Here is a 14,917-nt window from a genome sequence, read left to right as displayed (position 1 = left end):
CAAATGCTTCTTGCAAAAATATATACTAACAAAATTCATTTATATCATGATAAAGCTATTATGGCTACTCATGATAGAAGCTATAAACTCCACACATGGACAATAGATTTAAAGCACTACTTAAAAACTCTCTATAAAAAACCAGGTGTCCTAACAAATAGCACAGCAATGCTACAAGCGGACACCAAGATTAAGAACATCTACGAATGTTATTATAACAAAGATGCCAAGATATTTCTAGAGGTCTTAGAAATAATCTATGAAAAAGGTGTCGATGCAGTTGATGCAGCCTTAAAACGGTTGGAACAAATTTCACCTCTTGATATGAGCTCGGATAAAGTTAGCTCCATCTGTGATCATACCAAAGAACAGGAAGCTGGTCATGTAAGCTTCTATACTGATGAACTGTCTTTAAAATCCAAGCAGACATTATATCAGTACAACCAATTAGGTGGAATTAGTACAATCGTTAAACATAAGGAGGCTGTATAATGAACGTAAAACTGAATGAAGAAATCAAAGAATATTGCCGCATTTTAAAGCTTAAAGGCATACAGGATACCTTTGAAGATACCATGAATGATGCCAAGGATTATGAAGATTTCCTACATAAGATACTAGAAAAAGAAATCGACATGAAAGATCAACGAGCGGTTGACTGTCGCATACGTATTGCAAAATTTCCGTATAAGAAATATCTAGATGACTTAGAGATTCCTTATTTACCAGAAGGTGTTCAGGATAAGTTGCCCTTATTTAACACACTGGATTTTATAGAAAAGGGACAGAATATTATCTTATCTGGTAATCCTGGCACGGGAAAAACACATATTAGTATAGGGCTTGGTATCAAAGCATGTATCCAAGGATATAAAGTTCTTTATACAACAATACCATTACTCATAACACAACTCAAAGAGTGTAAAAGTCAAAAAACGCTAACATACTTTGAGAGACGCTTCGAAAAGTATGACCTTGTAATTGCAGACGAACTCGGATACATCTCTTTTGATAAACAGGGATCCGGATTATTATTTACCAACCTGTCACTTAGAGCTTCAAGAAAATCTATTATTATCACAACCAACCTAGCTTTTGACAGATGGGATGAGATATTTGGTGATCCAGTAATCACTAGAGCTATGGTAGATCGACTTACGCATAAGGCTCATATCGTAAATATGCAAGGCGAATCATATCGGCTTAGAGAAACACTAGCTCGAAAGGGCTAAATTTTTTAATAAAAGTGGACTAGAATTCAATGAGCGGATGGCCGACTTTTCGCTTGACATATACAACCTATTCACATATCGACTTAGACAAAAAAAGAGAAGCTCTAGAACGCTTAAATTTTTAATTAAATATATTGTGTGCACGATATGTGAACGCAACGCAAAAGAGAGAGCAATCGCCCTCTCTTTTTTTCACCTACAACCCTCTATTTTACTGGGTTTTTTCTAGTACGCCACCCCGGGTTCGAACCGGGGACACCCTGATTAAGAGTCAGGTGCTCTAACCAACTGAGCTAGTAGCGCATATTATGTAACAGCAAAATAAATTATAATACGTATAACTCAATAAATCAAGTGAAATTTTCTATTTCAATAAAAGTCTTTATATATTATCAAAATAACCTGCCTGAATTTGGGTATTATACTCTAATAAGCAAATAAACCTAAATTACTTTGGAGGCCCGTATATATATGAGAATAGATTGGAATAAAAAATACACCACGATCAGCATATATGCTGTTATTGTTTTCATTATATGTCTCATCATCTATAAGCTTACAGATAGCTGGTCAGATACAAAAACCTTCTTCTCAAATGTTAAGTCCGTGTTCTTTCCATTTTTACTCGGCATGTTAATTGCATACTTCATGAACTTTATTGTGAGTGCACTTGAAAAGCGCGTATTGCCTCTTATCAAACCTCTTAAATCGAAAACGATCACTCGTTTGCTATCAATCTTTCTTTCCTACATTACAGTTTTCGCTCTTATTGTATTAATGCTTACTTTTATCCTACCACAGCTCATTGGTAGCTTACTCCAGCTTATAAATGAATTTCCAGATTATATTTCTAGATTGATCGCCTATTTTGACAGTCTTACCTTTAATATCAATGGCTCTATCTATTATTTTGATCCCAACAATGTGGATACCTTTTTAAGTGAACAGCTACCAAATAATGTAGATCAACTGTCAACAATGGTCACCGAGCTTGTTCCAAATTTGATTAGAATAACGAAGAACTTTGCATTTGGTCTCTTAAATGTCTTCATTGCAATCATAATCTCCATCTATTTATTAAACAGCAAGGAATCCAGCACAGAAAAATCAAAAAAAGCCATCGTATCAATATTCCCCCAAAAAACCGCTTGCTCAATTCTAGGAGTACTTGCATATTCCCATACAGTCTTCTCTCGCTTTTTTATAGGTACTCTATTAGACGCTCTTATCATTGGAATCTTATGCTTTATCATTCTATTAATTGTAAAAATGCCCTTTGCTATATTGATTAGCTCTCTGATTACTCTTACTAATTTAATCCCTTATTTTGGACCATTTATCGGAGGAGGTATCGGATTTGCATTTCTATTAATCGTTAATCCTGTAAAGGCAGTCTGGTTTCTTGTTATTATCTTTTTGCTACAGCAATTTGATGGAAACATCTTAGGGCCTAAAATATTAGGGGGTTCCATAGGCTTATCACCTTTTTGGATCATATTTTCTATCCTATTATTTGGAAATATATTTGGTTTTATCGGCATGCTCTTTGGGGCACCCTTCTTCAGCATTATTAAAACGCTAATAGAAGGCTATCTTGATAATAGATATAACAAGAAAATGAATACAACTAAACACTAAAGACAGAGCTTTGGCTCTGTCTTTACCTTTAATCGAAATATGTAAACTGCTCTGTATCTGCAACTACTCTTTTTAGATACTCTAAAAAGTCAACTTTAAGATCATCTCTTCTAAGTGCAAATTCAACAGATGCTTCAAGATAACCTTGAACGTTTCCTACATCATATCTTTTGCCGAGAAAATCGTAGGCATACATAGCTTCATCTTCAGCTAGCCTTCTTAATGCGTCTGTTAATTGAATCTCACCACCGGCACCTTCACCTTGCGTTTCAAGATATTTAAAAATACGTGGTGTAATAATATATCTTCCTAAGATCGCTATGTTTGAAGGTGCATCTTCTGCCTTAGGTTTTTCAACCATATCTTGAACCTTATAAACTCTGCCTTCAATGTTCTTACATTTAACAATACCATATTTATTAACATTTTCGTAAGCAACTTGTTGGACTCCTAAGATGCTTGTTTTATACTCGTTATATACTTCTATCATTTGTTGTAAACAAGGCTTTTTAGATATTACAATATCATCTCCGAGAAGTACTGCAAAGGGTTCATTCCCAATAAAGTTTTTAGCTACTAAGACTGCATGCCCTAGACCTCTTGGTTCTTTTTGTCTAATATAATGAATATTAGCAAGATTAGATACTGATTTTGCAATTTCCAAAAGTTCGTTTTGCCCTTTTTGCTCTAGCATCATTTCTAATTCAACAGATCTATCAAAATGATCCTCTATCGAGCGCTTATTTCTACCTGTAACAATTATGATATCTTCTATACCGGAGTTTATAGCCTCTTCAACAATATATTGTATCGTTGGCTTGTCCACTATTGGTAGCATTTCCTTTGGTTGCGCTTTTGTTGCAGGTAAAAATCTCGTTCCAAGACCTGCTGCTGGAATAATTGCTTTTTTAATCATAATTTCTCCTTTAGCTCCATCCACTAACTAGTATTTAATTACTTTCTGTAAGTTCAATGCATGTTTTTGTTCTTCTATAATGAGTTCTTCGAATATAGCAATCAATTGTTTACTATTTTCATTTTCATCTTTTAATAATAATTCTAATATTTGTTTTAAAATAAACCCATTCTTATTTTCAAGATCAAGTGCAAATACAAGAATTTCATTGGCTGATTTGAGCATAGTATAATTTAAATTTTGCTTGAACATCAAAAGATAGCCTCTTGCATCATTTATTAATGTAACGTCTATTAGAATCGGTTCTTTACTTTTTAAATCCTCGATAAGTTTTTGATAGATTTCAACATGTCTTAATTCCTCTCTGCTCAAAACACTAGAAACATTTTTAATGGACATGTCAAACTTCCCTTCCAAAATAGAAATGTTTTTGTACAGGGTTGAAAAATTTTCCTCTAATTGCATTAATTCTTCAAAAAGTACGATAATCGACTGTTTCATCTAAGATCTCCTACGGCTTTTTGTTAAACTTATAACTACTATTATATAGCATGTGAAGTTTTTTTCAACTAAAAACAAGAAATTTGACTTTATAAATCGTGTTGGCTTTGCTAATAGACAACCTTTGCTACCTATCTGTCGGTTTACCGATTACTCCTAAATTAAAAAAACACCTCATAATGAGGTGTTTTCATAAATATCTCTATCATTTTTACAGTACTGCTTTTATCTTAGCTTCAAGTTGTTGTTTTGGTACTGCTCCAACTACTGTTTCTACAACTTGACCATCCTTAATGAGTAAAATTGTTGGTATACTCATAACTTTATATTTTTGTGCTGTTGCACCATTTTGATCCACATCAAGCTTACCAATCTTTGCCTTACCTTCATATTGAGTTGAAAGTTCCTCTATTACTGGAGCCATCATCTTGCAAGGTCCACACCAGTCGGCATAAAAATCGACTAAAACTGGAACTGTTGAATTTAAAACCTCATTTTCGAAATTAATATCTGTAAATGCTAATGCCATATCCATTCCTCCTTATCAGTCAATATCTTAATATTATTATATTACGTTTTATCAATATAGTCAAGTACTATCAAGTCTTTTTTGATTACTATCATTACTAGTAATTATTAGTATACCATTTTTCTATCGATTGATGCAACTAACCTAAAGGTATTAATAAGATATTTTCGATATTTCTACAATTCCTTTATCCTCATCTATCCTATAGGAACAACTAACATTGTATCCATTTAGTATATTTGAAAATTGATTTGCACTTATCTTTTCTCCAATAACTTTAAAATCCATATTTTCTTTTCTATTATTAAAACCTTCTTGTAAGGCAAGTTTTAAACCTTCCTGTCCGTTAACAATTTTGTTATTGAAAACATAGTAATTGTATTTGGTTCCGGTTCCAATCCTATAATCAAGGGTATCCCAAACATGATCAAGGGCCATTTCTTGATTGGTAATATTAAAGTACTCATATGTCTTAATATTCTTTCCATCTGGGGACACTGGATCATCCCAAGTTGTGTCTACTTGGTACCATTCACCTTCTATCTCTACCGTATTCCATGCATGCGGAATGGAGGTACCATTTGATAACCCATCTCCAATAACCATCTCTGAATCCAATCCTGCTAAAGTACTAAGATAAAGAAATGCTTCAGCATACCCTTGGCATACAGCCTTTTTATCAACCAAAACACCATACATTGTATATATTTCTAAATTATCACCTAAATAGTATTTCGTGCCATCAACAATGTAATCATGAATAGCTAGCTCTCTTTCATAGTCCGTCATATCGTTGGTAATAATTTGACTAGCTACACTTTTAGCAACATGAACAGATTGATTAAAACGACTTTTAGAAATCTTGTAGTCAAAATATAATATAATTTGATTGCTCCCTATTGTCCCATTCCAAGAATCAACATTTCCAAAATAACCTGGCAGATCAATCAAGGAATCAATTGCTTGGTCGATATTCTCTTGAATTCTTTCCGGAGATATTGAACTTTCACTTATATCTAAAATAACCTGTTCATCAAATGCAAGTATACTTTCTATTACTGCCTGTTGAAGCTCTTCGTTGTCTTTGGGTTTAAAGTTTCTTTCCTCCAAAAGGTACGGCGCATATTTGTAATCAAGCATGGCTGTTTGCGGTACTGCGCCTTCATCCATCAACTTTCTTAATAGCGAAATACCCATACCATTCTTTAAATCTGTCTCTAATACTGCATATGAAATAAATACCATGTCATCTCTTAGAAAAGATATTTTCTTTTGAAAGGACGAATACTCATTAGAAGTAATAATCCCAAGAGAACTAGCTTTTTGAAGACTTTTATCCCATGAAAAATCACCCTGTGAGTCATCGTAGCCGAGGACTCTAATTAAAAACGTCATATATTCTGATGCATTAATGAGCTTGTCGGCACCATATGTAGTTTCGTCTATTCCTTTTGTAATATTATTCTTCCACATATATCCAATATATGGACTAGCCCAGGGTGGCACATCTAAAAAAGGATGTGCGTATTTCATTGACAAAGCTTCCTGTTCTTTCCCAAGCAATCTAACAACCATGACTGCTCCATGGGCTCTAGTTGTTATTTCATCTAAATCATATCCTTGCCCTGTACCTTTAAACAATCCCATATCATATAAATAATCGGCAAGTGGGACATTTTCTTCTTCCGCACCATTTACTACTGTGCTAAATCCAAGAAATACAATTAGACAAATGCAAACAAGTGATTTTTTTAAATTATTCATCATAAGCGCTCCTTATTGAGATTTAATCTTTTGTCAAAATAATGTTTTATCTCTTTTTCTTTTTTTTCCGATGTGATAAGATGTATATTACGACATCAATGACTTTAGGAGGTTAAATATTTTGTACTCAATCAAACGGGGAAACAGATACTTTCTTGTAACAATAACAACCTTTTTACTTGGTAGTATATTACTAGGTATACTTGTTGCCATAACAGGTGAAATGGGCATATCACTTCAAATAATCATTTCTCAGTGGGGTATTGTTTTTATTCCAATTATTTTTTATTTTATCATTACGAAGTCTCCAATAAAAGAGACTCTATTATTTAGGAAGCTTAAACCACTCAATGCTTTGTTCAGTTTTTTATTGGCTGGGGCTATTATTCCTCTGCTATCCTTAATAAATGTTATATCACAATTTTTTGTAGAAAATCAAATTTCTGATGCTGTCCTTGAAATAGCTGAAAAGCCTCTGTGGTTTTCTCTTCTACTTATGGCTGCTACACCTGCATTTATAGAAGAACTTGCAATGAGAGGTATCATAACGAGCAATTATCGTAGCAAACCAGTTTTAACAACCTGTCTGATTAGTGGTTTCTTTTTTGGTATGTTCCATATGAATGTAAATCAATTTCTATATGCTTTTGTTATGGGCGTCATTATGTGCTTTGTAGTTCATTTAACAGGTTCCATTTTATCATCAATGATTATGCATTTTACAATTAATGCAACTAGTCTCATATTGGCTAAGGGGAGTTTGTTTTTACAGGAGTACTTAACTAAAATAAATCCTGACTATGCGAAACAAATAGAACAAGCTACTTTAAATCCAACTGCCTCTTTAATTCAAGCGAGTATCTTTATGGGGATAGCCTGCATAGTGATTACTCCGATTGCAATATTAATCATATACGGTTTAATGAAGTATAATAAAAAAGAAAATATTCTTAAGGATCGACTTACTACTTCCGAGGTTTTAAACTTATCAAATGACAATGGCCTTCAGGTGGTCAATGAAAAAATTGTCACGCCTGCCTTTATTATTAGTGTATCGTTATTTGTTGGTTTTGTTGTTATATTTGAACTATTATTTCCAATCCTTACAAAGGCATTGGCGTGAGAATAAATTATACATCAACCTCTATACCTGGTGAAATTCTCATGCTTCCAATATAATTCGAATCATAAATAGCTTCTTCAAAATATTCACAACCAAAAAAAGAAGTAAAGTAACCCTTTTGTAACTCTTTGTAGATTTCTTCGAAGGATCTTTTAGGCGTGATACCAATATCTAGATCACAATTTTCTAAGTATTGCTTAAAGAAATCGTTTGTCATATCTTCTTCTTTTATATGAAATAGAATTATATAGGCATTTTCTCGAGTCATTTTGAGATTAATGCCTAATATTTTTTTAAACTTGTTTTTTTCTGTTGGTAATACTTGATATGGAATGTTATGCATCTCAAAGTACTCTTCAAATGATTTTGAGATATCGATATCCTTTGCTTCAGAGTTCACTAAATTAGTATCTATTCTAATCATCATCTCTTTTTCACACATCAGTTTCTTCAAAGCATCCCATCGAAAAGTGTTTTTATTTGCTACCTTGAAATAGTCAATTCGAGTTTCCCCATTTTTCTTGTCTTTAATGACTTTATATTTCATACCTACTCCTATACTCTCATTAATTTATACTATCGCATGTGTTAAATAGATTTTCAAACCTTGCGAAACAAACTTTGTTTCGTATTCCGTCATAATATTATCTTGTGCATAGTGGCTAGATTGAAGATCATAAATTACTTCTTTTACATCATATCCAAATTTCTTCATTTGCGCTACGCTAAATTCAAAAAGCTTACTATTATCTGTTTTGAAAATAATGCTACTTTCTTTTTTTAAAATAAATGAATACTTTTCTAAAAAGCTTATGTAGGTGAGTCTTCTCTTTTCATGTCTTTCTTTCGGCCACGGATCTGAGAAGTTTAAGTATAGTCGGTCTAACTCACCTTCTTCAAAAAATTTGGTTATTCGATCAGCATCTTCTCTAATAACCAAAAGATTATTTAATCCTTGATGTTGGTCAACCTTTTCTAATGCTTTTGCAAGCACTGCCGAGAACTTTTCGAATCCGATAAAGTTGATATTGGGATTCCTGATAGCATGTTCAATAATAAACTGTCCTTTGCCCATACCGATTTCAATATATATTGGGTTTTCATTGTTAAATCTTTTATTCCAACTACCTTTATATTCTATTGGGTCTTGAATAACTATAGGATGCAATTCCAGTCTTTGGTATGCGTCTTTTACGTTCCGATGTCTCATTTAGGTCTGCTCCATTTCGTACGTGGTAATTTGCCATATTCTGTTTTTATTTTACCATAGATGACATTCGTAGTCAAAGCGACTATTTCTGGTAAACTATATCATTTTTGGGCAAAAAAAGACCTACCTAAGATCTAGCTATGTAAAGGTAGGATTTTGCCTATTAGATTATATAATAAAAGGGGGGGATAGTTATTACTTTATTATAATAACACGGTATCGTGTCCAAATTGTGTCTTTTTTATTTCATTTGTGTGTTTTTGTTGTTAAATATTTGTAATTGTTAGAATTTTTTGGGTTATTTTTGTCTGTTTGATGCAAATTTTCGTTCACTTTGTAAATATTTTATTCTATTACTGTAGTTGTTTTTTGATTAATTTAACAATTTTTTCAACTGTTTTTCCTTTACATGTAACTGTAAGGTCTGCATATCTTTCGTATAGTGCTTTTCTTTCCCAATATATGTCTTTGAGCGTGTTATTTTTACCCATAGCAATCCCTCTGGTTTCCATATTACGAATGCGTTTTTCTAGAATTTTATAATGAGTATTCAAATACACCACTATACCAAGTTTTTTCAAGTGGTTCATACCTGCTTCTTTATAAATAACGCTCCCTCCTGTAGCAATAACCTTATTATCACCTGTAAGGGTCAGAATTGCCTTCTCCTCCAAAGCTAGGAATGCTTCCATGCCTTTTTCTTGGATAATCATATGTAGTAGTTCTTGCTCTCGTTCTTGAATAATCAGATCCGTATCAATGAATTGAAATCCCAATGCTTTAGCAAGCACTACACCTACTGTACTTTTACCAGCTCCTGGCATACCAATAAGAATAATGTTCATACCTATCCCCTTAATTTTCTTGATTATTAACGACCTCTCTATAGCTCATTTGCCCACCAAATATATCAAGCGCACTACCAATGGTATAATGTACTCTGCCTTGTCCAATTCGATTGATTGTTTTTATATCTTCAAAGGATCGAATACCTCCCGCATATGTAACCGGGATTTGAATCCACTTAGAAATATCTTCAACCAATTGAAGGGCAATTCCTTGTTGTTTGCCTTCTACATCTACTCCATGTATAAGGAACTCATCGCAATAGCTTTCTAGCAGCCTTAAATGCTCTTGATTGACCTCATACTCAGTGAATTTCTGCCATCGGTCAGTTACAACATAATATTTTCCTGATTTTTGTCTGCAACTTAGATCAAGTACCAATTTTTCTTTAGAAATGGCTTTGACCATTTTTTCTAAATGTTCAAACACTATTTGTCCATTGTTGAATACATAGGAAGTGACTATAACATGACTTGCACCCTTCTCCAAATAAATGCTAGCATTTTCGGGATTTATTCCACCTCCAACTTGCAGTCCATTTGGATATGCTTGAAGTGCCTCAGTTGCAGCTTTTTCATTGCCACTCCCAAGCATAATTACGTGTCCGCCTTTTAGCCCATCGGCTTTAAAGAGATTGGCATAATAAGTAGAATCCTTTTCAGAAACGAAGTTCTCGATCATACCTTGACCTGAATCTGTTAAGGTGCCTCCAACAATTTGTTTCACTTGTCCATTATGCAAATCAATACATGGTCTAAACATGTTTTTTCCCTCTAGCTTTCTAAATTTTCGAGATATTCTCTAATCGCTTCGACTACCATTTGGTGATCTTCTTCTTGTGGTAGGCCTGATACGGTGATTGTACCCACATATCCTACTTCTTTAATAATGATTGGAAAGCTTCCTCCATGAGGTGCATATTCCATCGGATTAACAAAGTATTTGTCTTCTATAGATACATTGTCAATTTTCAACTTAATACCCATTCTATATGAGCTAGTATGAAATCGATTTACTACTCTAGATTTTCTTTTAATCCACTCCCCATTATCAGGCGAAGTACCTTCGAAGGCATAATGAAATAATTGATGCCCATTGAATGTAATATCTATTGCAACATTTTTATTGCCTTCTTTGGCTTTTTCTACTAATAATATCCCAAGAGTGAATGCTGTCTCACTGTTAAATTTTTTGAATTGCAATTCCTTTTCTTGTTCTATAAGTTCGTCTAATAAAGAACTATATTGACTCATTTAGCCTTACCTCCTAATGTAACAAATCTTTTTTTAATAATATCACTTGTATCGTAGTTTTTCAACTGAATGAGTATTAATAAAAAAACATATTAAAATATTTTATTTTCTGATATACTAATTAATAATGATAAAGACAAGAAAATCGGCTGCGCAGCGTTAAAATTCTCGTTACCTTCCTGCCGCTTTTCCAATTGCTTATGCAGAACTTTCCTAGTAGACAAGAAAATCGGCTGCGCAGCGTTAAAGAACTTTGTTATTTATACGCCGAGTTAAAATTCTCGTCTTCCTGCCGCTTTTCCAATTACTTATGCAGAACTTTCCTTATTAAGAACAACACGCTTGTCAGCGCGTTACATTGATTATATACTACGAACGATTTTCTAATTATTTATACATTATAAAACAAAACAATAAGTAAAAATCAAACGGAGACTAATATGGCTATAAAAATTGTTACTGACAGTACCTCTTACATACCTCAAAACACCTTAAAGGCACTTGACATTTCTCTTGTATCCTTAAGCGTTGTTTTTGAAGAGACAAGTTACCTTGAAACCGAATTGGATTTATCAATGTTTTATGGAAAGCTATCTAAATTAGATAAGCTACCAACCTCTTCTCAGCCATCTACTGAAGATATGTACAATACCTTTAAAAAGCATATTATGAACGGCAATTCTGTTGTTGGAATCTTTTTATCTTCTGAAATGAGCGGAACATTTTCCACATCCCAATTAGTTAAGGGTATGATTTTAGAAGAATTTCCAGATGCGATCATAGAGCTAATTGATTCAAGAACAAATTGTATGGAAATGGGATTTGTTGCAATTGCTGCAGCTAAAGCAGCTATAGATGACCAACCTATGAATGATGTGCTACAAATAGCTCGTAAGACTATGAACTGTACACGTTTTATATTTGCTCCTAGTACTTTAGAGTTTTTAAAAAAAGGCGGAAGGATCGGCAATGCAAGCTCACTTCTAGCTGATATTTTAAAAATCAAACCAGTTTTAACCGTAAAGGAAGGCTTTACAACTACATTGGCTAAGATAAGAACTCAAAAGAAGGCATTGGATTATATGCTTCAAGTATTTAGTGACGATATTAAGGAATATGGGTACGGGAATGTGATTGTACATCATATTCATTGTCCAAATGAGGCCAATGAATTTTCGAAGGATGTTGCGGAGTTGATAGGTAGTGCTCCTGAGATTATTTCGATAGGGGCTGTTATTGGGACACATGTTGGTCCTGGGACTTTAGGTATTGCTTATTGTACTAGGGAGCCGATGCGGTAGGATTGATTAGAAGCGTTTGTAGGTTGTCGACAAAGAGGTCTGTATTGTAAAATTTTTAGGAACCAAGAAATAAGGTCAATCGGGCGCCGTACTTGTGGGAGTTTTGAAAGAAAAAGAAAATATCGAAATGAAGATAAAGTAATCCCCTTAGGGTAAAAACATTGAAAATGAAATGCTTAATCAATGTAGATACTATAAGGGGATATTTGATTTTTATATTTGAAAGTTAAATCTTCTTTTTGAGAAGTATGTACATGGGGTTGCTTATTTTTTTAGTGCGTTTTTAAAGTCCTCAAGGATGTCTTCGATATCTTCAAGTCCTAGTGAGATTCGTATTAGGGCGTCGGATATGCCTCGTTTTTCACGTTCGGGTTTTGGCATGGAAGCGTGAGACATTTTAGCGGGGTAGGATACGATTGTTTCGACGCCACCAAGGCTGACTGCTACTGCAGCAGTGGTTACGTTTTTCATAAAGTGTCGAGCAAGGTCTTCATCATGGGTTTCGAAGGATAGGACGGCACCTGGTCCATCAGACTGTGACATATGAATTTGGGATCCGGGATGTGAATGTAGCTCTGGGTAATATACAGTTTTGACTTCGGGTTGAAGACTGAGCCATTGCGCAAGTAGTCTGGCGTTATTTTGCTGATAGTCCATTCTAACCTTCAAGGTTTTAAGACCTCTTAATAATAGCCAGGAATCTTGTGGGCCCAAGATAGCACCAAATCCATTTTGAACTGCATAAATCCTGTTACATAAATCAGGTTCCTTTGCAACAACTAAGCCAGCGATCACATCACTGTGTCCACCGATAAATTTTGTAGCGCTATGAATAACGATATGTGCACCAAGCTCTAAAGGTCTCTGAAGGTAGGGTGACATAAATGTGTTGTCTACCATGACTATGATGTTGTTTTCATTCGCAATCGCGCTAATCGCTTTAATATCAGTAATCTTTAACGTTGGGTTTGATGGGGATTCCAAATAAATTCCTTTCGTATTTGATTTTATGGCTTGTTTGATTGCATCTACATTTGTTGCATCCACAAAGCTTATTTCAAAATCAAATCGAGTGAAGAAATTATTTGCAATTCTATATGTACCACCATATACATCTTCACAAACAATGATATGGTCTCTAGCTGAAAATATTGAAAGCACTGATGATGTTGCTGCCATACCAGAAGAAAATGCAAAACCTCTTTCGCCTCCTTCAAGTAATGCAATCGTTTCTTCTAATGCTTTCCTAGTAGGGTTTTCTGACCTTGAGTATTGATATTCTTGATTTAAGTCAATATCCTCCTGATGATAGGTGGATACTTGATAAATAGGTATGCTTAACGCTCCAGTATTTTTATCTATGGCATGCTTATTATGGATTAATTTAGTTCCAAACCTCATGAGGTTCCCTCCTTGTATATATTTTCTATTTATTTCAAAGCTTGCTCAAGATCCATGATTAGATCCTCTGCGGCCTCAATTCCAACTGATAGTCTTAGTAACTTATCTGTCACCCCTACTCTTTTTCTCATTTCTTCAGGTATAGCTGAATGCGTTTGCACAATTGGATAAGTAATGAGACTCTCTACTCCACCTAAGCTTTCAGCAAATAAAATAATCTGTACTCTTTCTAGAACTTGGGGAATGAATTTAATGTCTTTTACTGTAAAAGAAATCATAGCTCCAAAGCCTGAGGCTTGCTTTTTACTGATCTCATAGCCTAAATGCTCTGGTAATCCAACATAATAAACCTTTTCAACTGCTTCGTGGTTACTTAGCCAATTTGCAATTTTAATGGCGTTTTCTTGTTGTTTATTAAGCCTAACTCCTAACGTCTTAATTCCTCTTAAAATAAGCCAGCTATCAAATGGTGCAAGCATTGCGCCTTCTGATTTTTGGATTAATTGAATTTTATCAATCAGTTTATCATCACTCATTATTACAAATCCAGCTAGTGTATCATTATGACCACCTAAGTATTTCGTACCACTATGAACAACAATATTTGCACCAAGCTCTAACGGTCGCTGATAATAAGGCGTAAGAAAAGTATTATCGACTATAGTCAATAGCCCTTTTTCCTTAGCCAAATCAGAAAGAGCTTTTAGATCGGATACTTTCATTAATGGATTTGTTGGTGTTTCAATAAAAAGTGCTACTGTATTATCTTTAATAGCTTCTTTAACATCCTTGATTATACTCGTATCAACATAGCTAAATTCTAATCCATAGCCTTTATAAATTTCTTCAAATAGTCTATAGGTTCCTCCATACATATCATCTGAAACTACGATATGTGCTCCTGGCGAAAAAAGCTTAAGTACCGTTGATATTGCTGCCATACCACTAGAAAAAGCAAAGCCTCGTTTCCCATTTTCTAAGATTGCTAGTGTATTTTCCAGCTCTTCTCTTGTTGGATTTTGAAGCCTCGAATAATCATATCCTGTAGATTGATTTAGCCCTGGATGCCTAAAGGTTGCGCTTTGATATATTGGATAGCTTATAGCTCCTGTATGTGGGTCATAACCCTTGTCTCCGTGTACAACCTTTGTTTCTATGCTTTGATTTTTTACATTCCCAATGAAAATCAGTCCCTTCTTTTTA

General features: G+C 34.1%; 16 protein-coding genes and 1 tRNA gene. 5 read left to right on the top strand and 12 right to left on the bottom strand.

What is annotated here, in order from left to right; all coding sequences use genetic code 11:
• Positions 1-3 precede the first annotated feature (3 nt).
• Together CVU84_13365 and CVU84_13360 are read left to right on the top strand one after the other, a co-directional pair.
• The gene (locus tag CVU84_13365; protein ID PKM93892.1) at positions 4-492 is read left to right on the top strand and encodes a hypothetical protein; all 489 of its coding nucleotides are present in this window, start codon (positions 4-6) and stop codon (positions 490-492) included.
• On the top strand, positions 492-1,232 hold the full coding sequence (locus CVU84_13360; GenBank protein PKM93891.1) for an AAA family ATPase: 741 nt from the start codon (positions 492-494) through the stop codon (positions 1,230-1,232). Before CVU84_13365 ends, CVU84_13360 begins: the two co-directional genes overlap by 1 nt.
• A 226-nt stretch (positions 1,233-1,458) precedes the next feature.
• On the opposite strand, the gene CVU84_13355 is transcribed toward CVU84_13360, so the two are convergent.
• Positions 1,459-1,535, bottom strand: a tRNA-Lys gene (locus CVU84_13355).
• Positions 1,536-1,703: 168 nt separating this feature from the next.
• Between CVU84_13355 and CVU84_13350 the strand changes: the two genes are divergently transcribed.
• On the top strand, positions 1,704-2,870 hold the full coding sequence (locus tag CVU84_13350; protein PKM93890.1) for an AI-2E family transporter: 1,167 nt from the start codon (positions 1,704-1,706) through the stop codon (positions 2,868-2,870).
• A 28-nt stretch (positions 2,871-2,898) separates the two neighbouring features.
• On the opposite strand, the gene galU is transcribed toward CVU84_13350, so the two are convergent.
• The 4 genes from galU to CVU84_13330 all read right to left on the bottom strand — a co-directional run bounded on the left by galU (position 2,899) and on the right by CVU84_13330 (position 6,583).
• The gene (gene galU / locus CVU84_13345; protein PKM93889.1) at positions 2,899-3,786 is read right to left on the bottom strand and encodes a UTP--glucose-1-phosphate uridylyltransferase; all 888 of its coding nucleotides are present in this window, start codon (positions 3,784-3,786) and stop codon (positions 2,899-2,901) included.
• 27 nt (positions 3,787-3,813) lie between these two features.
• Entirely contained in the window at positions 3,814-4,287 is a 474-nt protein-coding gene (locus CVU84_13340) for a hypothetical protein (GenBank protein ID PKM93888.1), read from the bottom strand.
• A 211-nt stretch (positions 4,288-4,498) separates the two neighbouring features.
• Complete coding sequence (gene trxA, locus CVU84_13335) at positions 4,499-4,816, bottom strand: thioredoxin (protein PKM93887.1); 318 nt, start codon at positions 4,814-4,816, stop codon at positions 4,499-4,501.
• A 153-nt stretch (positions 4,817-4,969) separates the two neighbouring features.
• On the bottom strand, positions 4,970-6,583 hold the full coding sequence (locus CVU84_13330; GenBank protein ID PKM93886.1) for a hypothetical protein: 1,614 nt from the start codon (positions 6,581-6,583) through the stop codon (positions 4,970-4,972).
• A gap of 118 nt (positions 6,584-6,701) precedes the next feature.
• On the opposite strand from CVU84_13330, the gene CVU84_13325 reads away from it, so the two are divergent.
• Complete coding sequence (locus CVU84_13325; GenBank protein ID PKM93885.1) at positions 6,702-7,703, top strand: hypothetical protein; 1,002 nt, start codon at positions 6,702-6,704, stop codon at positions 7,701-7,703.
• A gap of 7 nt (positions 7,704-7,710) precedes the next feature.
• Here CVU84_13325 and CVU84_13320 read toward each other — a convergent pair whose 3' ends face one another.
• From CVU84_13320 to CVU84_13300, 5 genes are all read right to left on the bottom strand, one after another.
• Positions 7,711-8,250 (bottom strand): hypothetical protein, encoded by a 540-nt coding sequence (locus tag CVU84_13320; protein PKM93884.1) that lies wholly within the window; start codon positions 8,248-8,250, stop codon positions 7,711-7,713.
• A 24-nt stretch (positions 8,251-8,274) separates the two neighbouring features.
• Positions 8,275-8,913, bottom strand: a complete 639-nt coding sequence (locus tag CVU84_13315; GenBank protein PKM93883.1) for a tRNA (guanosine(46)-N7)-methyltransferase TrmB — start codon at positions 8,911-8,913, stop codon at positions 8,275-8,277.
• Positions 8,914-9,266: 353 nt separating this feature from the next.
• Complete coding sequence (locus CVU84_13310; protein PKM93882.1) at positions 9,267-9,758, bottom strand: shikimate kinase; 492 nt, start codon at positions 9,756-9,758, stop codon at positions 9,267-9,269.
• A 10-nt stretch (positions 9,759-9,768) separates the two neighbouring features.
• The gene (hisA, locus tag CVU84_13305; protein PKM93881.1) at positions 9,769-10,521 is read right to left on the bottom strand and encodes a phosphoribosylformimino-5-aminoimidazole carboxamide ribotide isomerase; all 753 of its coding nucleotides are present in this window, start codon (positions 10,519-10,521) and stop codon (positions 9,769-9,771) included.
• 11 nt (positions 10,522-10,532) lie between these two features.
• Positions 10,533-11,012: a hypothetical protein gene (locus CVU84_13300; GenBank protein PKM93880.1), complete on the bottom strand. Its 480-nt coding sequence runs from the start codon at positions 11,010-11,012 to the stop codon at positions 10,533-10,535.
• A 440-nt stretch (positions 11,013-11,452) separates the two neighbouring features.
• On the opposite strand from CVU84_13300, the gene CVU84_13295 reads away from it, so the two are divergent.
• Entirely contained in the window at positions 11,453-12,313 is an 861-nt protein-coding gene (locus CVU84_13295; GenBank protein PKM93879.1) for a fatty acid-binding protein DegV, read from the top strand.
• A 264-nt stretch (positions 12,314-12,577) separates the two neighbouring features.
• Here CVU84_13295 and CVU84_13290 read toward each other — a convergent pair whose 3' ends face one another.
• Both CVU84_13290 and CVU84_13285 read right to left on the bottom strand, forming a co-directional pair.
• Positions 12,578-13,714, bottom strand: coding sequence for a cystathionine gamma-synthase (locus tag CVU84_13290; GenBank protein PKM93878.1), 1,137 nt, complete (start codon positions 13,712-13,714; stop codon positions 12,578-12,580).
• 29 nt (positions 13,715-13,743) lie between these two features.
• Positions 13,744-14,904: a cystathionine gamma-synthase gene (locus CVU84_13285; protein PKM93877.1), complete on the bottom strand. Its 1,161-nt coding sequence runs from the start codon at positions 14,902-14,904 to the stop codon at positions 13,744-13,746.
• Positions 14,905-14,917 lie beyond the last annotated feature (13 nt).

The organism is Firmicutes bacterium HGW-Firmicutes-1, from assembly GCA_002841625.1.
Taxonomy (GTDB): Bacteria; Bacillota; Clostridia; order Lachnospirales; family Vallitaleaceae; genus HGW-1.
Note: the sequence above shows the minus strand (reverse complement) of the source record. Positions and strands in the feature narration are given on the sequence as shown.

Bases quoted from the DNA above. Each gene is read 5' to 3' on its own strand.
- galU (PKM93889.1), bottom strand. From the start codon at position 3,786: ATGATTAAAAAAGCAATTATTCCAGCAGCAGGTCTTGGAACGAGATTT.
- CVU84_13360 (PKM93891.1), top strand. From the start codon at position 492: ATGAACGTAAAACTGAATGAAGAAATCAAAGAATATTGCCGCATTTTA.
- CVU84_13340 (PKM93888.1), bottom strand. From the start codon at position 4,287: ATGAAACAGTCGATTATCGTACTTTTTGAAGAATTAATGCAATTAGAG.
- CVU84_13350 (PKM93890.1), top strand. From the start codon at position 1,704: ATGAGAATAGATTGGAATAAAAAATACACCACGATCAGCATATATGCT.
- trxA (PKM93887.1), bottom strand. From the start codon at position 4,816: ATGGCATTAGCATTTACAGATATTAATTTCGAAAATGAGGTTTTAAAT.
- CVU84_13330 (PKM93886.1), bottom strand. From the start codon at position 6,583: ATGATGAATAATTTAAAAAAATCACTTGTTTGCATTTGTCTAATTGTA.
- CVU84_13300 (PKM93880.1), bottom strand. From the start codon at position 11,012: ATGAGTCAATATAGTTCTTTATTAGACGAACTTATAGAACAAGAAAAG.
- CVU84_13320 (PKM93884.1), bottom strand. From the start codon at position 8,250: ATGAAATATAAAGTCATTAAAGACAAGAAAAATGGGGAAACTCGAATT.
- hisA (PKM93881.1), bottom strand. From the start codon at position 10,521: ATGTTTAGACCATGTATTGATTTGCATAATGGACAAGTGAAACAAATT.
- CVU84_13290 (PKM93878.1), bottom strand. From the start codon at position 13,714: ATGAGGTTTGGAACTAAATTAATCCATAATAAGCATGCCATAGATAAA.
- CVU84_13365 (PKM93892.1), top strand. From the start codon at position 4: ATGCTTCTTGCAAAAATATATACTAACAAAATTCATTTATATCATGAT.
- CVU84_13295 (PKM93879.1), top strand. From the start codon at position 11,453: ATGGCTATAAAAATTGTTACTGACAGTACCTCTTACATACCTCAAAAC.
- CVU84_13315 (PKM93883.1), bottom strand. From the start codon at position 8,913: ATGAGACATCGGAACGTAAAAGACGCATACCAAAGACTGGAATTGCAT.
- CVU84_13310 (PKM93882.1), bottom strand. From the start codon at position 9,758: ATGAACATTATTCTTATTGGTATGCCAGGAGCTGGTAAAAGTACAGTA.